This window comes from Sphingorhabdus pulchriflava, assembly GCF_003367235.1.
Lineage (GTDB): Bacteria > Pseudomonadota > Alphaproteobacteria > Sphingomonadales > Sphingomonadaceae > Sphingorhabdus_B > Sphingorhabdus_B pulchriflava.
This window is the reverse complement of the sequence record NZ_QRGP01000001.1, coordinates 1,925,793-1,945,901: the sequence shown is the minus strand read 5'-3', so window position 1 is coordinate 1,945,901 and position 20,109 is coordinate 1,925,793. Positions and strand designations below refer to the sequence as shown.

Genomic DNA, 20,109 nt, shown 5'->3' with positions numbered 1-20,109 from the left:
GTCACTTCTGCCATGTGCGGGGTGGCGGTCAGCGAACGGAGGGACGTCGGTCGTGAGCCTCGATATCGATTATTATGAATTGCTCGAAGTAGAGCGGACGGCGGATGAAAAGACGCTGAAGACCGCCTATCGGCGCTTGGCGATGGAATGCCATCCGGATCGCAATCCGGGATGCGACAAATCCGAAGCCAAGTTCAAGGCCATCAACGAAGCCTATGATGTCCTGAAAGACCCGCAAAAACGCGCAGCCTATGACCGTTTCGGCAAGGCGGCCTTTGAAAATGGCGGGATGGGGAATGGCGGCGCCCGTGGCGGTGCCGGCTTTGGCGACTTCTCCGACATTTTTGAAAGCTTTTTCGGCGACGCCTTTGGCGGCGGACGCCAGCGTGGGCCGGTGCGTGGTGCTGATTTGCGCTATGACCTCGAAATCAGCCTTGAAGATGCGTTCCACGGGCGCACCACCGAAATCGCGATCGATGTTGCGGCGAAATGTGGTGACTGCGAAGGCACGGGTGCGAAGCCCGGCACCAGCACCAGGCGCTGCAATTTATGCGGCGGACATGGCAAGGTGCGCGCGCAGCAGGGCTTTTTTGTCGTCGAACGTACCTGCCCGACCTGCCATGGTCGCGGCGAAGTGATCGAAGATCCATGCCGCAAATGCGGTGGTGAAGGCCGGGTAGACGAGCGGCAGAAGATTGAAGTCACGATCCCTCCCGGTGTCGATGAAGGCACACGTATCCGTGTGGCTGGCAAGGGCGAAGCGGGGCCGAACGGTGCGCCTGCGGGCGACCTCTACATCTTCATGCATATTGCCCGACACAAGGTTTTCGAACGCGACGGAACAACGCTGTTTTGCCGCGCGCCGATCAGCTTCACCAAAGCGGCGCTGGGCGGTGAAATCGAAATCCCCGGACCTGATGGCAGCAAGCACAGTGTCAACATCCCCGAAGGCATACAGTCGGGCAAGCAGCTTCGCGTCCGCGGTGCGGGCATGCCTGTGTTGCAAGGACGCGGCAGGGGCGACCTTGTCATCCAGATCGACGTCGAGACCCCGACAAGATTAACCGCACGGCAAAAGGAATTGCTCTGCGAATTCCGCGAGACGGAAACCGGCGAGGAATGCCCGCAGTCGCGCGGTTTCTTCGACAAGGTCAAGGAATTCTGGGACGATTTGACCGAGTAAAATCTGCAGGCGGGCACAAGACTCGCTTTATGCCCAATGTTATGCTCGCTTCGATGGGAGCGAGTCGATGGCGGGCAAGGGTTTCGACAAACGCGATTTTTTGAAGCTGGCCGGTGGCGGTGTGATTGCATCGTTCATTGGCCAGCGTGTATTTGCGCAGGACGGCCGCATCCTCGGGCTCGACTTACCGAAACAGGTCATCGAGTTGATCCCGCGCAAGCCATTAAACTATCTGCGTATTGCCGAAGCCGTGGTTCAACTGGAACGCGAAGCCGACCGCAAAGGTCTGCCCAACTCACCCCTCGAAACGCGCAAAGGACAGTCGCTCTCCGATTTGGCGGATTCGCTCTATCAGATGGCGATGCCGCGCCTGGTTGCGCTGATTGACCGAAGCGAGGATATTGATCCTCCTTTTGCCGACAAGGCTGGCGAATTGCTCGCCGAACTGCATCAAAGCCAGCACGAACTGCCCGAAGCGCTCAAATTGGGTTTCGGCGACGCTGGTGTGAAACCGTTTCTGCCGGAAAAGCAGCGCTATCTGGTCCAGCCTGAAACGCCGCAAGGTGAAATCATCTTTGTTCCCGGTGCCCCGCCGCTGCCAACCACTCCAGCACCTGCCGAAGCTGCAACCGTGCCGATTATCGACGAACTCGACCGTCCTTTGAGCAAATCGCGCGAATTTACTGCACTCAAGGCCGAATATGCACGGCTGTTCCGCAAACTGACGGTGCGTCCGCAATATCGGGAGACCGTAGACTGGCATCTTGATCTGATCCGTAAAGCACGCAGCCGTTATGAAAAGGTCGAGGCTCAAACAGGCGTTCCCTGGTATTTCATCGCGGTCACCCACGGACCAGAGGCGAGTTTCAATTTCCGTGCGCACCTGCACAATGGCGATTTCCCGCTGACGGCGCGCACGCGACAGGTGCCTGCAGGCCGCCCGACCAAATGGCTGCCTCCATCGGACTGGGAGTCGAGCGCGAACGATGCGTTGCGGTTGCTCGGCTATACCGGACAAAAGGATTGGAGCCTCGAACGCACGCTCTATCGGCTCGAGGCCTATAATGGTCTTGGCTATCGCGGGCTTGGAGTGCCGACCCCCTATTTGTGGAGCTTTTCCAACCATTATGAGCGCGGTAAGTTCGTCGCCGATGGAAAATTCAGCCATACCGCGAAGTCCCAGCAATGCGGTGCGGCGGTGATGCTGAAACTTCTCGCCGATGCGGAGGAAATCAAGCTAGAAGCAGCGACCTGATCCGATCTGAGGAGAGTAGCCATGATCAAGCGTCTGTTTGCCGCTGCCCTGTTTACCACTGTCATCGCCAGTCCACTCTGTGCGCAGCAGGATTTCAGCAAGGTCGAGGTCAAGGCCGAGCAATTGGCCCCCGGCGTTTCGGTGCTGTTCGGTGCGGGCGGCAATATCGGCGTCTCGCATGGTGAAGACGGCACCGTTTTGATTGACGATCAATATGCACCGCTGACGCCAAAGATTCAGGCGGCTGTTGCAGGTCTGGGCGCTAGCCCGGTCAAATTCCTGATCAACACCCACTGGCATGGCGACCATAGCGGCGGCAACGAGAATTTCGGCAAGGCAGGCGCGGTGATCATGGCGCACGACAATGTTCGCGTTCGGATGGCCAGCGATCAGAAGACGCCCTTTGGTGAGGTCAAGGCCAGCCCCAAAGTGGCGCTACCGGTGATTACCTATGCCGAAGGCCTGAAGCTGCATCTCAATGGCGAAGAAGTGCGCGTCATCTCCGTCCCGCCCGCGCATACCGATGGCGACAGCATCGTTCACTGGACCAAGTCCAACGTGATCCACATGGGCGACCTGTTCTTTCACAAGATGAGCTTTCCCTTTGTCGACCGCAGCAGTAGCGGCGATGTGCGCGGGGTGATTGCGGCGGCGGAGAAGGTGTTGGCGATGGCCGATGACCAGACCAAGATCATTCCCGGCCACGGCCCGGTGGCGAGCAAGGCCGAGCTGCTGGCCTATCGCGACATGGTATCGGCGATTGTCGGTAAAATAGATGGCGCAATAAAGTCGGGTAAGACGCTCGAAGAGATCAAGGCGATGAAGCCCGCCGATGGCTATGGCGTGAACCCCAGCGGGTTCATCACGGCGGATCGCTTTATCGAGATGGTGTACGGAACGCTTAAGCCGGCGTGATCGCCGCAATCTCCGCGCGCAGTTCCTCGATCAAGGGCTGAATCCGTTTCAACCTCGGCGCTTCGGCCTCCAGCACGGCTTCAAAAGCCCTTTTCTTGATCGCCAGTACCTCGGCCTGTTCGGCTGATACCGTGCCGGGCATGGACGACAGCACGATATCGATCAGCCGGTCGATGCCGTGCAGGCGGCCCCAGAGATAGTCATTCTCGCGATAAGCGCGGCTGAAAAAGGCGCCGAAATTGTTGAACTCGATGCCCTTCAGCGTGGCGGCGGCCCCGCCTTTGCGGATGGTCGTCGCATCGTCGGGGGAGATGCGGTCGACCTTGATCGGGTCAAACTCGTCCTGCCCTTCGCCCTGCAGCAAGGGCAGGGTCGCGATGTCGTAGAGGATATAGCCGAGATAACCGAGCAATATGGTACGCGTCGCGGCGTCGGGCATGTCGGTGAGAGCGGCGATAAGCGCGGCGTCGGTGGCGGCATCGCCTGCCTCCAGATTGCGCCGCTCGGCGAGCAGATCGAGCAGGGCTGCGGGATTTTCGACGCCATTGCGGACCGCCTCGGCCACATCCGCGCCTAGATATTCTGAGGTTTCAACCTCGAGGAAATGGGCGAGCGAGGCATAGATTGCCTGCCTCAGCCGGTCTGCCACCGCCGCTGGAACCTCGGCCATAACCTCGACATCTTCGGCTAGTTTCCGGGCAAGGAAACGCAGGCGGCGAATGCGGAAGCGGACGTCCTGCGCGCGGAAAAAGAGCATCGATTCCGCAGCCATCACCCTGCCTTTGGGGCCAGTCAGCTTGTCGAGCCCCCGTCGGCGCACTTCACCCCACAGCGCGTCTCGCAGCAGGCGGCAATGTTCCTGCCGCGCATCAGGGCAGAGCCGACGCGCGGTGGCGGCCAGATCATCCAGCACGCCCATCATCCGCAAATGCGCATAGGCCGGATAACTATAGCCGGTCGCCGCTGCCGATTTCTGCAGCATCGTCAGCCGCCACTTGCGCAGGCGTTCGGGCGTCGGCTTGGTCAGGAACCATGTCTTACCGAGCATCACCTCAATCATATGCTCGACCTCGACCTCCAGATGCTCGGTGATCTCGCGCATGCGGGCGATGCGTTGGGAACGCCCCTCAATCGCGGTCAAGCTGTCGCGGATCGGCTGTTCTCGCGGGATGTCCGACGTTGCACCGAAGATGGTGGAGAAGAAGCCGGGTGGTTTCAAATGCCCATCTGCGGTCTTGCCGCGCCCACGCACGCGAAAGCTCGGCATGCCCGGCTTGGGATCTATATAGACGAAACGCCGGTCAACCTCGCGCCGGGCAGGCCGGTTGCGCAGCGCGTCGATAGCTTGGGCAAAAGGCGCATTGGCGAGAACCGAACCGTCGATCAGGAAGGCGTCCTCGGCACTTCCTGCCTCGAACTGCTGCGGCAAGATGCGCTTGAGGAAGGCCTCGCGTTCGTCCCAAACGACCGCGCGGCTCAGCAACAGTCCGTCGAGCTCGCGCACAGTGAAGGGCGGGAAGGCACCAGGAAAGCTGGCGGTCGAACGCGCCGCGAAAACCAGCTCGGCCTGGTGGGCGAGCATCCCCGCATCCTGCCCGCGCGTCGAAAAGCCGATCGTCAGGCGGTGCTCATTTTCGGTCACATTGGAGGGACTGTTCAACTGCAACTGTTCGCGGTGGCCGTGAAAATCGGTGACAGTAACGAACAGGTCGAGCGGCTGGCCTGCCGGGAGCAGAGGGCGGGTAAAACCCTGCGCCTCCATCGCCTGCAGTGCATCGAGCAACAGGGTCGAGAAGACGCGCCCGCCGAAGGGCGGCTGGAACCAGCGCGCACGGACGAAGCCTGACAGCTTGGTCGCGACCTCATCCTGCGCTTCGGCAGCCACGGTGCGTTCCACAGCACCCCCACGCCGCCGCAATATCGCCCAGGCGATCGGTGCGGCCCAGAATTTGGAGAAACGTGACAGCGGCCGCGCATCGGGATCAAGCAGCACCTCGACATCGGCATTCTGCAGCCAAAGGTCGGTCAACGGCTCAAGCGATTGCCCGGTGGTGATGGCTTGTGCCAGAAAGACGCCATTAATGCCCCCGGCACTCGCGCCTGAAATAATGTCGGTCAGGACACGCAGCTTGGTGCCCGATTTGGCTTCGATAAGTTCGAGCAGTTCGCGGTAGACAGCTTCACTGCCACTGCTGGGCGGCTGGTTTTCCAGGAATGCGCGGCTCGCGCGGACCAGATGCCAGATCTCGCGCGTAATACCGTGCATGTACACTGCAAGGCTCACTCCGCCATAGCAGATAAGGGCCAGCCGCAGTTCCTTCTCACGCATCGCCAAGATGTGGCAGGGCAGGGCATGGGGTGCAAGGCTTTGTCGATGCGCCTTTGCAAACAGGCCGCGAAATGGGTGATTGCAGATATAGGTGTTTTTAGCAGTTGCGGGATTTAATCGTTCGATTAAATGTGGGCGCAAAGCAAACAGGAGAGATTTTATGCTGGTATCCGAAGCCGTCGCCACCCGCCGTTCCATCCGTTCGTTTCTGGACAAGCCGGTTCCGTTCGAAACGATCGAGCGCATATTGGAGCGCGCGCGCATGGCGCCTTCGGGCTGCAATTTCCAACCATGGGAAGCCACTGTCCTCACAGGTGCTCCGCTCAAGGCATTGCAGGATCGATTGACTGCCAGCCAGCCCGACGATCCGATGGACTATGATTTCTCCGAACCCGGCAAGCATGAAAAGTACAAGGCCCGCCTGCAGGCTGTGGGTGCCGCGATGTATGGTGCAATGGCGATTGCCCGCGACGATGGCAAGCAGCGCGCCGATTTCGTCCAGTCGAACCTCGTTTCTTTCGGGGCACCGGTGCTGTTGCTCTGCCATTTCCCGAAATGGATGAGGGAAGCCCAATGGTCCGATACCGGCATGTGGTTGCAGACGATCATGCTGCTTTGTCGCGAAGAAGGCCTCGATACCTGCCCGCAGGAATATATGGGGATGTATGGCCGGACGATCAAAGACCAACTGGGTCTGGGCGAAGATGTGCTGCTGTTCTGCGGCCTTGCCATCGGCTATCGTGATGAGAGCGATTCCGTGAACGGTTTCGTGCGCGAGCGCGTGCCTTTGGGTGAGCAGGTGACCTTTCTGGGGTTCTGAGTGAAAGCGGTGGAATGACCGCAAAACCGGAGGCATCCTAACCCATGTCTCCGGCGTTCAGGAAAGCCGAGCGGAATTTGAACGACATGCGATTGTGTGTCGCCGTGCTGCGGCGTGCTTTGGTCTGACGTACTAGTGCACCATCGACATTGCGATACTGACGATTGGTTCTAATTTTGTCGGGCAAGCGTTGTTCCAGTTGGCAAGCAAGACTGGACCGATGCTGCGAAAGATTTGGAACCGAGATGATGTGCGTATTGCAGCCAAAAATGGCGCGCAGCAAATTGAAGACATTGTTGTTGTAGTCCGCCACTGTCTCGACTGATTTTGTGGGCGATTCCGGTTTTGGAGGCGGAGTAGAAATCTCGATGAAGGAAATGGGATGATCAGATTTTTCGCGCTGTTTTTCTTCATCGCGTTCACATTTTCCGGTGGTGCTCGGGCGGAAGGCAATTGCCCGCCGGGCTCGGTTCCTATTGGCGGCGGAAATTCGGGTTATGAAGGCTGCGCTATGGTGCCTGACGGGCCAGCCACAAACAATCAGGATCTGGTTGACGAGCTACGAAAGAAGAAGGTCAAAAAGCGTTTCGACAACTATTATGCCGTGGCCTTTCATCCTGATTCTTCAGATGTATTTATCATGGGCGGTGCAACGAAACGCAAATCTGCAGAAAATGATGCGCGAATGCTCTGTGGTATCAACATGCTCCTTAAGGCAGGAGCAGACGAAGCGTCGGTCGGGCAATGCGCGGTAACGTTTAGTGGTTCAAATAACGTCGCGTCGTTTGCGCGCGGAATGAACGGAGACATATATTACGCAATGGGTGTTGATACTTCGGTGAGCGATGCTGCGGTTCTGATCGCTTGCCGGAACCAGAATGATTATTGCGCCGTTTTTCGGCATTGGGTGGCCCATCCTACTATTTCTTACGCACCCACACAGGAATCGCACCAACCGGAAGGCAATTTCCGGAAAGTCCATGCTGCGGCAGCCTGGCAGGGCGAAGCTGGACCGACGAATTCGGCGAAGAGCATGGTTTATGTGACGGGCGGTCACACCTCGAAAGCTGAAGCCGAGCGTAGCGCGCTAGAAACATGCCAACAACAGAGTAAAAATCCATGCTCCGTCGCCCGTTCAATCGCGGATACCTTTATGGTAGTGGCACGCCAAAGCGACGGCCGAATGTTTGTAACATCAAGCCCCGCTGAAGATATGGTCGACACCATAGTAAAGGAGTCTTGCGGTGCAGGATTGACCTGCACCGTGAAAGCTGTGGTTCCCGCAAGCCAAAGCGGATCGAATAGGCTCGGCCCTTATTGAATGAGCTGCTGGACTTGCGGCACCAAGTTACGAAATTAACGTGCGGTATCCTCTTGCAATGTAGGATATGTTTTGCGAGCCGGTATCCAGCTCTTTGAACCCGTTCATTTCGCTCCAGCGAATCCGCCACCCTCATTACATCCTTAAAGTGACACTTGTAACAATCGGGGGGTATGCTTCCGGTAACTTGTGTCACCTTTAGCCTTCACAACACTGCTGCGTTGGTGTCGTTTTCGTATAAATTGCCGTCAATTACACGGTTGCGTTCCTTATATGTTCTGATACTGTTGCACGATGGCCAAACCCAAGAAACGCTATGTCTGTCAGGAATGCGGCACGGTTGCGCCGCGTTGGCAGGGGCAGTGTGAGGATTGCGGTGCGTGGAACAGTCTCGTCGAAGAGGCGGGCGCGACCGTGTTCGAGATGAAGCATCATCTGCAAAATGGCGGGCGCGATGTCGGGCTTGTCGGGCTCGATAGTGATATCAAACTGCCCGATCGCGCTTCGACGGGAATATCAGAATTTGACCGCGCTTTGGGCGGCGGGCTGGTTGCGGGATCGGCGACCTTGCTGGGCGGTGATCCGGGGATCGGAAAGTCAACCCTGCTGCTGCAAACAGCGGCCAATCTTGCGCGGCGCGGGCTAGACGTCGCCTATATTTCGGGTGAGGAAGCGGTCGATCAGGTGCGGCTGCGTGCGCGGCGGCTGGGGCTTGGCGATGCGCCGGTGCAATTGGCAGCGGCGACTTCGGTTCGCGACATATTGACGACGATGGGCAGCACAAAGCCGCCTGCCTTGCTCATCATCGATTCGATCCAGACTATGCACAGCGACCTCATCGAAGGCGCGCCGGGCACGGTCAGCCAGGTGCGCGCCTCGGCACAAGAGCTGATTCGCTTTGCCAAGGAGCGCGGCACCGCGTTGATGCTGGTCGGCCATGTCACCAAGGATGGCAGCATCGCGGGGCCCCGTGTGCTCGAGCATATGGTCGACACCGTGTTGGCATTTGAAGGCGAACGCAGCCATCAATATCGTATCCTGCGCGCGAACAAGAACCGCTTTGGCGGCACCGACGAGATTGGCGTCTTTGCGATGGCTGACAGCGGCTTGGCCGAGGTCGGTAATCCCAGCGCGCTGTTTCTGACTGACCGGGCCGAGCAGGTGACAGGGGCGACGGTCTTCCCGGCGTTGGAAGGCACAAGACCGGTGCTGGTCGAAATTCAGGCTCTCACCGTGCGCCTGTCGAGTGGAGCAACGCCGCGTCGCGCCGTGGTTGGCTGGGATAGCGGTAGGCTGGCGATGATATTGGCGGTGCTTGAGGCGCGCTGCGGGCTAAGCTTTGCAACGGCGGAAGTTTATCTCAACATAGCGGGCGGCTATCGCATATCCGATCCTGCGGCCGACCTTGCTGTCGCTGCAGCACTGGTGTCCGCTTATGCCGAAAAGCCGCTGCCTTCAGATTGCGTTTTGTTCGGCGAAGTCGCTCTTTCAGGCGAAATCCGTCCCGTCGCGCATGGTAATCTCCGCCTCAAGGAAGCGGCCAAGCTGGGCTTCCAGACCGCTTTGGTGCCACCATCGGTACAGGATGATGGCGCTATGAAACTGAAACAGTTTCGGACGCTCTCCAACCTCGTTGACCATATACTCGGGCGGGACTAACTGGATGCGATGACCGCATTCGACATCATCGTCCTTTTCCTGCTCGGCACCGGTGCCATTTTTGGCTTTATGCGCGGCTTTACGCAGGAAGTGCTGTTGCTGAGCGTCTGGGTATTGGTCGTTGCGGCGATACGATTCCTCCACGCGCCCGCCGCCGAATGGCTTTATGGTCCGGTTGGCACCGACGCCGGGGCTGCTGTCCTGGCATTCCTCGCCATTGCCATCGTCACTTATGTCGGCGGGCGGTTGATAGCGCGCAAGATTGGCGAGAAGAGCCGCAAGTCGGCGCTTGGTCCGTTTGACCGTGTGCTCGGATTTGGCTTTGGCGCGGTGAAGGGGCTGATCGGCGCGACGTTGCTGTTCCTGCTGCTCGTCATGCTGTTCGAAGTCGCCTATGGCGGCGACAGCAAACGCCCGGAATGGATGACCGCGTCCCGCACCTATCCGTTGTTGAACGCGTCGGGGGATGCGCTCTCGTCCTTCATTCGCGAACGCCAGCAGGACAATGACGACGAGGGCAGCGATGCCGGCTAATCTTGCCGCACGCCCCACGCCACCCAAGCCCGAGCTTTACACCAAGGACATATTGCGGCTTGCAGCGAGTCTGCCGCATGCAGACGCGTTGGGCGACGCCGATGCAAGCGCAACCCGCCGTTCGCCAGTCTGCGGCAGTGAAATGCGCGCCGATGTCAAAGTCGAAAACGGACATCTCACGGCGCTTGCCTTGCGTGGCCGCGCTTGCGCGATGGGACAGGCATCGGCGGCGGTCGTGCGTGAGTTTGCAGTCGGTCGTTCGGCTGAAGCGATTGCGGATGCGCGGGCCGCGCTTGCGCAGGCGCTTGTTGGAGATGGCGGTTTTGATCGCTGTTGGCCCGAACTGGCGGTTTTTGAAAGCGCGCGCTCCTATCCTGCACGCCATGCCGCGATATTGCTGCCTTTTGATGCGGTTCTCGCCGCGATGACGGGGGCCGACTGATGGACGAGGGCCACCATTTCCTGACCGACATTTTGACCACTGGTGCACTTCTGCTGGGTGCGGCGCTCGTGGCGGTTCTGGTCTTCCGCAAATTAGGGTTGGGCGCTGTACTCGGCTATCTGGTTGCAGGTATCATCATCGGGCCTGACGTGTTGGGTCTGAGCGGCGAACCGGAAACCATACTGAGTTTCGCTGAAATCGGTATCATCCTGCTTCTGTTCCTCGTTGGGCTAGAGCTATCGCCTTCGCGATTATGGGTGATGCGGCGGGACATATTATTGTTCGGACCATTGCAGGTCGCATTGTGCGGTCTCGCGATGTTCGCCATCATCTACGCCGTGCTGCCTTTCAGCTGGGAAGCCGCGCTGGTGCTGGGGCTTCCGCTTGGCCTGAGCTCGACCGCGCAGGTCCTGCCGCTTCTGCAATCGCGCGGACGATTGAAAACCGACTATGGCGAGAAAAGCTTCGCCATCCTGCTGTTCCAGGACATTTCGATCGTTCCCTTGCTGACGATTGTCGCCGCGCTATCGCGTGCACCAGCGCAAGAAGGGGCACCCAGCGGGCTTGTGTTGGCCATATATGCCATACTCGCCATAGGCGGGCTGATTCTGGCGGGGCGCTATGTGCTGTCGCCCTTGTTGCGGCTGGTAGGCCGCGTATCGGAACGCGAATTGTTCATTGTCACCGGCCTGTTTGCGGTCTGTGCGAGTGCTGCCCTGATGCAGTCGATTGGCGTTTCGGCTGCGCTGGGCGCGTTCGTCGCAGGCGTGATGCTTGCCGAATCGCCCTACCGGCATGAGCTGGAGGCGGATATCGATCCCTTCCGTTCCATTCTGCTCGGTCTGTTCTTCCTCGCTGTCGGAATGATGCTCGACCTCGACGTCATTGCGGCGCAGCCCTTGCTGATTGTCGGTTTGGCGGCGGGGCTGGTGCTGGTCAAAACCGCGGTGGTTTTCGGCTTGGGTCGCTTGTTCGGGCTGAACAACAGCGCGTCGATCATCATGGCGCTGCTGCTCAGCCAGGGCGGGGAGTTCGGTTTCGTGCTGTTCACCGCGTCGCAAAATGCGCTGCTGATTGAGCCAGAGGCGGCCAGCCTGTTCGGTGCGGTGGTGACGTTGTCGATGGCGACAACGCCATTCCTGATGATCCTTGCCGGCCGATTGGCGGCCCGTCGACGGACCAGCGATGTCGCGCTTGATGATCCTGAATTGGCGGCGCAAGCCAACATCATCATCGTCGGCCATGGACGCTTCGGCCAGACAGTCGGTCAGATCATGCAGGCGGCGGGCCTTTCCATCACCCTTATCGACATCAAGCCCGAGCAAATCGATGTCAGCGGGGAGTTTGGGCGCAAGGTATTTTATGGCGACGGAACGCGCATAGATTTGCTTCGCCGCGCGGGCGCGGACGAGTCCTGCGCGATTCTGTTTTGCATGGATGACCGTGATCTGGATGCCGACAATTTGGTCGCCGTGCGCGAAACCTTCCCCAATGCCAAACTGTTCGTACGGGCGTATGACAGGCGTCAAATGCTCGAACTCATGCCGGCAGAGGATCTTAAGATTACAAGGGAAGTATTTGAATCATCTGTTCAAATGGCAGAAGATGCGCTGCGTTCCATCAATGTCGACCCTTCGGTTGCCGAACAGGCCGTCACCGAATTCCGCCGCCGTGATCTTGCCCGGCTGAAGGCGCAGTTCAAGACTGGTAATATACGTGCCGGTTCGCGCCACAGCTTTGGCGGCAAGGAATCGGACGATTTTGCAATGGATGAGGGTTAGCGTCCGCGCTCTTCGTTGAGGAAGGCGGCGACGTCGTCCAGATCGACATCCTTGGCAAGGAATGTCTGGCCTATCCCATTGGCGAGCAGGAAGGGCAGGGTGCCGCCGCTCTTCTTCTTGTCGTGCAGCATATGCTCGACGAGCTGTCCGCCACTTGCATCGACATGGGCTTCGCGCAATGTGGTCGGCAAGCCTGCTTTGGCGAGATGGACGCTCACCCGATCCGCATCGCCCACCGGACAATGCCCCCTGCGCACAGAATAGCGGAATGCCAGCGCCATGCCCGCAGCCACGCCTTCGCCGTGCAGCAGCGTGTCGGAATATCCGGTCTCTGCCTCCAGCGCGTGACCAAAAGTATGCCCGAGATTGAGCAGCGCGCGAACGCCGGTCAGCTCCTTTTCGTCGGCCGCCACGATCCGCGCCTTCGCCTCGACCGACCGCGCAATTGCATGAAGGCGGGCATCGGCATCCCCCGCGAGAAAGGCGTCGATATTGGTTTCGCACCAGTCAAAAAATTCAGGTGCGTCGATCAGGCCATATTTCACGACTTCGGCATAGCCCGTGCCCAATTCACGCCGTGGCAATGTGTCAAGCACATCAGGGTCGATGAGGACAAGGGCGGGCTGGTGGAATGCACCCACCAGATTCTTGCCCGCGCCGCTGTTGATAGCCGTCTTGCCACCAACGCTGCTGTCGACCTGGGCGAGCAACGTGGTTGGCACCTGAACGAAATGGCAGCCGCGTTTCACGATATGCGCGGCAAAGCCCGTGATGTCACCGACAACACCGCCGCCCAAGGCAACGATATGGTCGCTTCGCTCGATATGTTCGGAAAGCAGCCAGTCGACAAGGCGCTCGAGCTCTGCCCAGCTTTTGGCCCCTTCCCCGGCGGGCAACAGATGGGCAGCATAGCTGAGCCCTGCTGCTTGCAACGAAGCAGCGAATTGCGGCAGGACATGTTGTCCGACATGGGTGTCGGTGACGATCAACAGGCGTCCGCTCCGCGCATAAGGTGCCAGATACTCGCCCGATTTGCCGATCAACCCCTGACCTATCAGCACGTCATAAGGCCTGCCTTCGAGACTGACTGTAATATTGTCCATCAGGCCAATGCCTCCAATATTTGACCAACCGTGCGCGAATGCGGTCCGGAGTCGCTGCGCACGTGAATATCCGCCTGACTGTAGCATGGGGTGCGCTTTGCAGCTAATTCGGTGAGCACTTCCCTAGGGTTCCGCCCTACTAGCAAAGGTCGGTTATTGCGCCGTGACACACGTTCGACGAGAACATCAAGATCCGCGTCAATCCAGACCGAAGTGCATTGCTCTTTGATCAACGCCCGTGTCTCGTCGTTGATGAAAGCGCCACCGCCTGTTGCAATCACTTTAGGGCCTTCGCCGATTAGCCGTGCGATCACGCGCCTTTCGCCATCGCGAAAACCGGATTCACCAAAGCGGTCAAAGATCTCTGAAATCGGCATACCAGCTGCTGCTTCGATTTGCTCATCGGAATCTACAAAATCGAGACCCAGTTTGCCTGCAAGCAATTTGCCAATGGTTGACTTGCCCACTCCCATCATACCAACGAGTACGATTGAACGGCCAGAGGCAGTATTTGTAACAGATGTAATGTCGGGTCGCGAAGCCATTGCGATGCGCGCTATATATCGGCTAATCGATACCGGAAAGCCTTTTGCCAATCGGCAAATAATGGATGACAAATGACGGGCAGGCCGATGGGCAAAAGCTGGGCGAAGTGGATTATTGTGCCGATTGTGCTTGTCGCGGCGTTATTTTTCTTTGAATGGCTGGGCAGTGAGCAGCCGCAAAAGCTGGTTGAGGTCGATATCACGCTGAAAACCAAAACTGGCAATAGTGGAGAGAGTGTAAAAGACTGATATGGCAAAGCAGCGTATTTCGATGCTTCTGTGTGCGACAGCCAGTTTGGCTGCGCTGGTCTATACTTTACCAGTTATGGGCCAACAGGGCCCTGAATCGCTTCTACCTCCCGGGTTCAATGATCCGGCACCGCCGCCGGCTGCGCGTCCTTCGCCCCCGGCTTCGCCAACGTCACCTTCCAGTCGCCCCGCAGATATTGTTTCAGGTACAGCACCCGCGCCAACCGGCACCATTGGAACAGTTGTCGAGGGGGAATCTGACGCTGCCACTGATGAGGATAAGGACGAGGAAGAGGAAGAAGAAACCGAAATTCGGTACGATGTACCGCCTACGGCTCGGCGATCGCTGAAGGCTGTCGGGCTTTTCACGGATGCTTCGGGTGGATTTCCTATCAATGCATTCGGTGGAACCGATGGTTCCTTTCTGACACAGATTTTGACGCGCACAAAAGCGCCTCTGGCGTCGCGTTGGGGCACGATCATGGCCCGCCGCCTGCTTGCCAGCCGCACGGCCACTCCGCGCAACGTAAATGGTGCGGACTGGACGGCCGAGCGCAGTTGGCTGCTACTGCGGATGGGGGATGCGGTCGTCGCCCGCCAATTGGTCCAGCAAGTCGACCCTGATCGATATACCAAACGCTTGTATCAGGTTGCGATGCCGGCCTTTCTGGCCAATGCCGACCTTTCGGCAATGTGCCCATTGGCTGAAGCGGGCGCCCGCCAAACCAACGACGCGACATGGCGGATGGCGCAGCCTATTTGTGCTTCGCTTGCCGGTGAACAGGGGCGTGCGACTGCCCTGCTCAATCAAGCGCGCGGACGTGGTTGGATGAAGGGAATCGACCTTCTGCTAGGCGAAAAAGCTGTTGGTGCGGGCGTAGAAGGCCGACGGTCGGTGAAAATAGAGTGGGAAAATGCCAAAGGGTTTTCAACCTGGCGTCATGGTGTCGGCCAAGCGACCGGAGTTGAACCACCGCAGGCACTCTACGCTGAAGCAGGGCGGCAGGTCGATGGCTGGGTGGCGCAATTGCCTACCGCATCGTCGGCGTCGAAGATGCGCGCAGTTTCCGGGGCTGCAGCACTTGGTGTGATATCGAACCGCGCGATGGTCGATATTTTCAGCGTCGCTTTCGAAGATCCCGATGCCGCTTCAGACATAAAGGCAAAGGGCGAGCTTCTTAGAACGGCTTATGCCGGACGTAGCAATGCGGACAAGGTTGGCGCAATGGCCAGCCTGTGGGATGGCGGGTCGACGCCGCGTGATCGTAATGCTGCGCTGGTGCTTACAGCACGTGCAGCGGCGCTAATTGCACCCAGCGAAGACTACGCGGCGCAAGCCGATCATTTGATTGCCTCCATGTTGTCTGCGGGTTTTGACGAGCAGGCTGTGCGCTGGGCGTCCATCGTCGATGGCGGCTCGCTGGGTTGGGGTTTGTTGGCGACTGCGTCACCCGGTTGGCGTGGTACGATAACCGAAGGCGAGCTCGACGACTTTCGAGGCAATGATGACAGTTCGGACTACCGCCGGTCGAAGATGTTGCTGGCCGGACTTGCTGGACTGGGCAGGGTGCAAGGCACAGCGATAAGCGGATTTGCCGAAACGCTAGAAACCAACATCCGCAAAGAAACCGCCTGGTCGCGAGCGATTGCTGCAGCTGCATCGCGTGGCGAGAGCGGAACCGTGGTCTTGCTGTCTGCCGCTGCGCTTCAAGGCGAAGGCTGGCAGGACATACCACCCCACCATCTTTACCATCTCGTCCGTGCGCTGAAACAGGTCGGTCTAGACGGGGAAGCGCGAATGATTGCGGCAGAAGCCGTAAGTTGGAGCTGATTGCGCGTTGAATAAAGCGGGTCATATTGGAACCGACAACGACCTGATCGAGCGCTTTCTCGAAATGCTGGCGGCAGAACGCGGCGTCGCAAAAAATACATTATTGGCTTATCGCAGTGATTTGTTAGCGGCTTCAGACATGCTGGCGGGCAAGCTGGCCGCCGCTGGCAAGGATACCTTGTCGATACTGACGTCGGGCTGGTCGCACCTCGCAAATAGTTCGATTGCACGCAAGGCGGCGGCCTTGCGCGGATTTTTCGGCTTTTTGGAGGAAGAGGGGTTTCGCCAGGACAACCCCTCTGCAGCGTTGCCGCGACCGGTGCAAAGCCGTGCACTGCCCAAGGTTCTGGATATAGCCGAGGTTGAAGCGCTTTTCGCGTCGATTGAGGCGCGCCTTTCGAAGCCGAAGCCATCGCCGCTCGATTACCGCCTGTCGGCGTTGGTTGAGCTGCTGTACGGATCAGGATTACGGGCGACCGAACTGGTGGCGCTGCCACGGGCATCGATCATGCGCGACCGACCCTATATCATCCTGATTGGTAAGGGTGCGAAGGAAAGGTTGGTCCCAATCTCTGACCGTGCGCGGCAAGCGGTGGGCACCTGGCACGCATTTGTACCCAAGGATTCAAAATATTTGTTCCCATCACGGGCCGCGCGGGCGTCGGGTAATGGCGATGTCCATATCAGCCGTATCCGCCTTTTTCAGATCATTCGGGAGCTTGCAGCGGAGTCAGGCATCGACCCTGCAAAGGTAAGCCCACACGTCCTTCGCCACGCGTTTGCGACACACCTTTTGGCAGGTGGAGCCAATTTGCGCGCACTTCAGGCGATGTTGGGACATGCCGACATCGCAACCACGCAAATCTACACGCACGTCGATTCATCAAAGCTGGTCGAATTGGTGAACCAGAGGCACCCATTGGCAAAACGTTCGCTCTCTCGTTGACCCCGTCGCCCACAGGTTCTAACGGCGAGGCATGACAGTTTATCTCGATTTCGAAAAGCCGGTCGCAGCCCTCGAAGCCCGCATCCAGGAACTGGAAGATACGGCGGGCGAAACCGAAATTGACGCCACCAGCGAAATCGGAAAATTGCGGGCCAAGGCTGACAAGCTGCTGGCCGATACCTATGCAAAGCTTACGCCGTGGCAGAAAACGCAGGTGGCTCGCCATCCGGAACGCCCACATTTCAAGCATTTCGTGGCGAATCTGTTCGAGGATTTCCTGCCCCTCGCTGGGGATCGCGCTTTTGCAGACGATCAAGCGATTTTAGGCGGATTGGCGCGCTTGGGCAACCGCCGTATTGTTCTAATCGGACATGAAAAGGGCGACGACACCGAAAGCCGGCTGCGTCACAATTTCGGCATGGGCAAACCTGAAGGCTATCGCAAGGCGATCCGCCTGATGGAACTGGCCGACCGTTTTGGCCTACCTGTCATTTCGCTGGTCGACACGTCGGGGGCGTTTCCCGGCGTGCAGGCGGAGGAACGCGGACAAGCAGAGGCGATTGCGCGTTCGACTGAGAAATGCTTGCAACTGGGTGTGCCTATGATTTCGTGCATTGTTGGCGAAGGTGGGTCTGGCGGGGCTGTGGCACTTGCTGCTGCCGACCGCGTGCTGATGTTCGAACACGCGGTTTATGCAGTGATCTCGCCTGAAGGTTGTGCGTCGATTTTGTGGCGCACCAATGACCGGGCAGCAGATGCAGCGCAGGCGATGAAGGTTACCGCTGCCGACCTGAAATCGCTGGGCGTGATCGACTCTATTGTGCCTGAGCCCATGGGTGGGGCGCATCGTGACCATGCAGAAGCGAGCGCCAATCTGGGCAAGGCGCTGACGGAAGCACTTGCCGCGCATGATGGGCTGAGCCGTGGCGAAATCAAGCGTCGGCGACATTCCAAATTCCTGAAAATGGGTCAGTTTTAACGCGACAGTCAAGGTCGCTCCGGCGGAACATCGCCTTTTTCGAATTGCAGTTTCAGCGGGAAAATAGGCTTGCCTGTCTATGGCAACAATTTACGCTGCGAACCCTAAATGCGTGATATGCTGTGATATCTGTTGGAGGATTCGGCTGTGCGGAAAAAAATTCTACTTACCCTTGGTGCCTCGCTGATCTTTACGGGGGTTGTTTCAACGACCATGCCCGCCGAGGCAAAAAAGGCCCAGAGCAGCGCGCCGCTTCCTTTCACCGCAAAGGAAAAGGCCAATGGTGCGAAATATCATCCGGAAATCCTGAAGGAATTTGGTGGCGCATATCAAAGCCCGCAGACCAGCTATGTCCAGAGTGTCGGCAAGAAAATCGCCTTGCAGTCTGGCTTGGCCAATAGCGAAGGCGAATTCACCGTCACCTTCCTGAATTCCGCCGTCAACAATGCCTTCGCGATCGAAGGCGGCTATGTCTACATCACGCGGCAACTGGCCGCGCTGTGTAATAGCGAAGCCGAGATGGCAGGTGTATTGGGCCATGAAGTCGGACATACGGCAGCACGCCACAGCAAGAAGCGGCAAAAGCAGGCAACAATCGCAAATATCTTGGGCGCCATCGGAACGATCGGTGGAGCTATGCTGGGGGACAGCGGCGGTTTGGCCGGGGCGCTTGGTGGGGCGGCAAAGCAATATTCCGGTCAATTGGCGCAATTGTTCACGCTTTCCTATTCGCGTGGTCAGGAAGAACAGGCTGATGATCTGGGCATCCAGTATCTTAGCAAGGCTGGTTATGATCCATCCGCTTTGTCGGCGATGCTCAATTCGCTGGCTTTACAAACTGCGGTCGATGCCAAGGCAGCGGGGCTTAACAGCCATTCGGTGCCCGAATGGGCAAGCACGCACCCTGATCCGGCAAAGCGGGTCGTGCGTGCCCTGACAGTGGCAAAGAAATATCCGTCCAATAATGTTCGTAAAGCGGATGCCCATCTCAACGCCATCAACGGTATGATGTACGACGATGATCCAAAGGAAGGCGTGATCGAAGGGCAGGAGTTTTTGCACCCGGATCTGCGTCTGCGCTTTGCGGTTCCGCAAGGCTATGGAATGTCCAATGGGTCGCAAGCCGTTTCAATCAATGGCAATGGCGGAAAAGCGCTGTTCACCACGCAGCCCTATAATGGCGATCGCAAGGCGTATATCGATGCGGCCTTCAAGGCTGTTGTCGGCGACCAGCAGCAAGTAAGTTACGGCGCGATAAAGAACCCGACGGTCAACGGCATTTCGGCCTTTTATGCATCGACCAATGTACAGACACAGCAATCCGGCGTCGTCACGCTGATGATATTTGCGTATGAATGGGCACCGAACCAAGCATTCCACTTTGTGACAATTACGCCTTCGAATTCAATGCCTTTCGAATCGATGTTCGAAAGTGTGACACGTTTGACCGACCGGCAGGCCGCCGACATCAAGCCGCGCAAATTGCGGGTAGTGACGGTCAATAAGTCGGATAGCGTGGCGTCGCTGGCGAGCAGGATGGCCTATAAAAATTTCCAGACAGAACGTTTTCTGGCGCTGAATGGAATAACGGCCAACTCAACCTTGTCCGCTGGTCAGAAAGTGAAGATTGTCACCTATTGATACAAAGCGAATCCGGCACAACGCATGAAGCGTTTGTGCCGGTGTTCGTCTTGATCAGTCGTCGCGGGAAATGCGTTCCTGACGTTCGTGACGTTCTTGCGCCTCCAACGTCATTGTTGCGATGGGGCGGGCACGAAGACGGGCGAGCGAGATGGGTTCGCCAGTAACCTGGCAATAGCCATATTCGCCCTCTTTGATACGGCGAAGGGCCGCATCGATCTTTGCGATAAGCTTGCGCTGCCTGTCTCGGGTGCGCAATTCGATGCCCCAGTCGGTTTCGCTCGATGCCCGGTCATTCAGATCGGGTTCGCGAATTGGACCGTCCTGTAGCTGATTGAGGGTTCCCCGCGACTCTTCCAAAATATCTGTGCGCCATTTCAACAGCTGCAACTCGAAATAGCGCAGCTGCTTGTCATTCATAAATGGCTCGTCATCAGACGGAAGATAATCGGGGTCTAGGTCACTTTCCAATTCATTGATTTTATCGGATTTATCTTGCAGCTTTGTGCTGGCATTCATCACGACGTCTCCACCGAATTTCGGCTCCAAACAGGCCGTTAAGCCCGCTATCCCACT

19 protein-coding genes are annotated in these 20,109 nt (G+C 58.1%); 14 read left to right on the top strand and 5 right to left on the bottom strand.

Translation table 11 applies throughout. The features are described 5' to 3' along the window. Positions 1–52: 52 nt before the first annotated feature. From dnaJ to DXH95_RS09565, 3 genes are all read left to right on the top strand, one after another. Positions 53–1,183 (top strand): molecular chaperone DnaJ, encoded by a 1,131-nt coding sequence (dnaJ, locus tag DXH95_RS09575; RefSeq protein ID WP_115549104.1) that lies wholly within the window; start codon positions 53–55, stop codon positions 1,181–1,183. Positions 1,184–1,250: 67 nt separating this feature from the next. Then, positions 1,251–2,438 (top strand): hypothetical protein, encoded by a 1,188-nt coding sequence (locus tag DXH95_RS09570; RefSeq protein ID WP_115549103.1) that lies wholly within the window; start codon positions 1,251–1,253, stop codon positions 2,436–2,438. 21 nt (positions 2,439–2,459) lie between these two features. Next, on the top strand, positions 2,460–3,353 hold the full coding sequence (locus DXH95_RS09565; RefSeq protein WP_115549102.1) for an MBL fold metallo-hydrolase: 894 nt from the start codon (positions 2,460–2,462) through the stop codon (positions 3,351–3,353). On the opposite strand, the gene DXH95_RS09560 is transcribed toward DXH95_RS09565, so the two are convergent. After that, positions 3,340–5,682 (bottom strand): patatin-like protein, encoded by a 2,343-nt coding sequence (locus DXH95_RS09560; protein WP_115549513.1) that lies wholly within the window; start codon positions 5,680–5,682, stop codon positions 3,340–3,342. The two genes, DXH95_RS09565 and DXH95_RS09560, sit on opposite strands and share 14 nt — an antisense overlap. A 160-nt stretch (positions 5,683–5,842) precedes the next feature. Between DXH95_RS09560 and DXH95_RS09555 the strand changes: the two genes are divergently transcribed. After that, a complete protein-coding gene (locus tag DXH95_RS09555) occupies positions 5,843–6,502 on the top strand; it encodes a nitroreductase (protein ID WP_115549101.1) in 660 nt (219 codons plus the stop codon). Between the two features lie 37 nt (positions 6,503–6,539). On the opposite strand, the gene DXH95_RS16120 is transcribed toward DXH95_RS09555, so the two are convergent. Further along, complete coding sequence (locus DXH95_RS16120; protein ID WP_181883624.1) at positions 6,540–6,689, bottom strand: hypothetical protein; 150 nt, start codon at positions 6,687–6,689, stop codon at positions 6,540–6,542. Positions 6,690–7,013: 324 nt separating this feature from the next. Between DXH95_RS16120 and DXH95_RS09545 the strand changes: the two genes are divergently transcribed. The 5 genes from DXH95_RS09545 (at position 7,014) to DXH95_RS09525 (ending at position 12,239) form a co-directional block, all read left to right on the top strand. Beyond that, entirely contained in the window at positions 7,014–7,823 is an 810-nt protein-coding gene (locus DXH95_RS09545; protein WP_147291715.1) for a DUF4189 domain-containing protein, read from the top strand. A 294-nt stretch (positions 7,824–8,117) separates the two neighbouring features. Then, a complete protein-coding gene (gene radA, locus DXH95_RS09540; protein ID WP_115549098.1) occupies positions 8,118–9,482 on the top strand; it encodes a DNA repair protein RadA in 1,365 nt (454 codons plus the stop codon). Between the two features lie 9 nt (positions 9,483–9,491). After that, complete coding sequence (locus tag DXH95_RS09535; RefSeq protein WP_115549097.1) at positions 9,492–10,016, top strand: CvpA family protein; 525 nt, start codon at positions 9,492–9,494, stop codon at positions 10,014–10,016. Beyond that, positions 10,006–10,458: an iron-sulfur cluster assembly scaffold protein gene (locus DXH95_RS09530; RefSeq protein WP_115549096.1), complete on the top strand. Its 453-nt coding sequence runs from the start codon at positions 10,006–10,008 to the stop codon at positions 10,456–10,458. Before DXH95_RS09535 ends, DXH95_RS09530 begins: the two co-directional genes overlap by 11 nt. Beyond that, entirely contained in the window at positions 10,458–12,239 is a 1,782-nt protein-coding gene (locus DXH95_RS09525) for a cation:proton antiporter domain-containing protein (protein ID WP_115549095.1), read from the top strand. Before DXH95_RS09530 ends, DXH95_RS09525 begins: the two co-directional genes overlap by 1 nt. On the opposite strand, the gene aroB is transcribed toward DXH95_RS09525, so the two are convergent. Then, positions 12,236–13,342, bottom strand: coding sequence for a 3-dehydroquinate synthase (aroB, locus tag DXH95_RS09520; protein WP_115549094.1), 1,107 nt, complete (start codon positions 13,340–13,342; stop codon positions 12,236–12,238). The two genes, DXH95_RS09525 and aroB, sit on opposite strands and share 4 nt — an antisense overlap. Continuing rightward, positions 13,342–13,887, bottom strand: a complete 546-nt coding sequence (locus tag DXH95_RS09515; RefSeq protein WP_115549093.1) for a shikimate kinase — start codon at positions 13,885–13,887, stop codon at positions 13,342–13,344. Before DXH95_RS09515 ends, aroB begins: the two co-directional genes overlap by 1 nt. Positions 13,888–13,959: 72 nt before the next feature. Between DXH95_RS09515 and DXH95_RS16115 the strand changes: the two genes are divergently transcribed. The 5 genes from DXH95_RS16115 (at position 13,960) to DXH95_RS09495 (ending at position 19,533) form a co-directional block, all read left to right on the top strand. Then, entirely contained in the window at positions 13,960–14,136 is a 177-nt protein-coding gene (locus DXH95_RS16115; RefSeq protein WP_181883623.1) for a hypothetical protein, read from the top strand. Between the two features lies 1 nt (position 14,137). After that, on the top strand, positions 14,138–15,967 hold the full coding sequence (locus DXH95_RS09510) for a hypothetical protein (protein ID WP_115549092.1): 1,830 nt from the start codon (positions 14,138–14,140) through the stop codon (positions 15,965–15,967). A gap of 25 nt (positions 15,968–15,992) precedes the next feature. Continuing rightward, positions 15,993–16,913, top strand: a complete 921-nt coding sequence (locus DXH95_RS09505) for a tyrosine-type recombinase/integrase (RefSeq protein WP_115549512.1) — start codon at positions 15,993–15,995, stop codon at positions 16,911–16,913. 31 nt (positions 16,914–16,944) lie between these two features. Further along, complete coding sequence (locus DXH95_RS09500) at positions 16,945–17,892, top strand: acetyl-CoA carboxylase carboxyltransferase subunit alpha (protein ID WP_115549091.1); 948 nt, start codon at positions 16,945–16,947, stop codon at positions 17,890–17,892. A 147-nt stretch (positions 17,893–18,039) separates the two neighbouring features. Continuing rightward, positions 18,040–19,533, top strand: a complete 1,494-nt coding sequence (locus DXH95_RS09495; RefSeq protein WP_239016596.1) for a M48 family metalloprotease — start codon at positions 18,040–18,042, stop codon at positions 19,531–19,533. Between the two features lie 54 nt (positions 19,534–19,587). Here the strand turns inward: DXH95_RS09495 and dksA are convergent, their stop codons facing one another. Beyond that, a complete protein-coding gene (gene dksA, locus DXH95_RS09490) occupies positions 19,588–20,052 on the bottom strand; it encodes an RNA polymerase-binding protein DksA (protein ID WP_115549090.1) in 465 nt (154 codons plus the stop codon). Positions 20,053–20,109 lie beyond the last annotated feature (57 nt).

Excerpts from the sequence above, each read along its gene's own strand:
- DXH95_RS09500 (WP_115549091.1), top strand. The coding sequence starts at position 16,945 with ATGACAGTTTATCTCGATTTCGAAAAGCCGGTCGCAGCCCTCGAAGCC.
- DXH95_RS09535 (WP_115549097.1), top strand. The coding sequence starts at position 9,492 with ATGACCGCATTCGACATCATCGTCCTTTTCCTGCTCGGCACCGGTGCC.
- DXH95_RS09525 (WP_115549095.1), top strand. The coding sequence starts at position 10,458 with ATGGACGAGGGCCACCATTTCCTGACCGACATTTTGACCACTGGTGCA.
- DXH95_RS09555 (WP_115549101.1), top strand. The coding sequence starts at position 5,843 with ATGCTGGTATCCGAAGCCGTCGCCACCCGCCGTTCCATCCGTTCGTTT.
- DXH95_RS09560 (WP_115549513.1), bottom strand. The coding sequence starts at position 5,682 with ATGCGTGAGAAGGAACTGCGGCTGGCCCTTATCTGCTATGGCGGAGTG.
- DXH95_RS09515 (WP_115549093.1), bottom strand. The coding sequence starts at position 13,887 with ATGGCTTCGCGACCCGACATTACATCTGTTACAAATACTGCCTCTGGC.
- radA (WP_115549098.1), top strand. The coding sequence starts at position 8,118 with ATGGCCAAACCCAAGAAACGCTATGTCTGTCAGGAATGCGGCACGGTT.
- DXH95_RS09565 (WP_115549102.1), top strand. The coding sequence starts at position 2,460 with ATGATCAAGCGTCTGTTTGCCGCTGCCCTGTTTACCACTGTCATCGCC.
- DXH95_RS09530 (WP_115549096.1), top strand. The coding sequence starts at position 10,006 with ATGCCGGCTAATCTTGCCGCACGCCCCACGCCACCCAAGCCCGAGCTT.
- dksA (WP_115549090.1), bottom strand. The coding sequence starts at position 20,052 with ATGAATGCCAGCACAAAGCTGCAAGATAAATCCGATAAAATCAATGAA.
- DXH95_RS09570 (WP_115549103.1), top strand. The coding sequence starts at position 1,251 with ATGGCGGGCAAGGGTTTCGACAAACGCGATTTTTTGAAGCTGGCCGGT.
- aroB (WP_115549094.1), bottom strand. The coding sequence starts at position 13,342 with ATGGACAATATTACAGTCAGTCTCGAAGGCAGGCCTTATGACGTGCTG.
- DXH95_RS09510 (WP_115549092.1), top strand. The coding sequence starts at position 14,138 with ATGGCAAAGCAGCGTATTTCGATGCTTCTGTGTGCGACAGCCAGTTTG.
- DXH95_RS16115 (WP_181883623.1), top strand. The coding sequence starts at position 13,960 with ATGACGGGCAGGCCGATGGGCAAAAGCTGGGCGAAGTGGATTATTGTG.
- DXH95_RS09545 (WP_147291715.1), top strand. The coding sequence starts at position 7,014 with ATGGTGCCTGACGGGCCAGCCACAAACAATCAGGATCTGGTTGACGAG.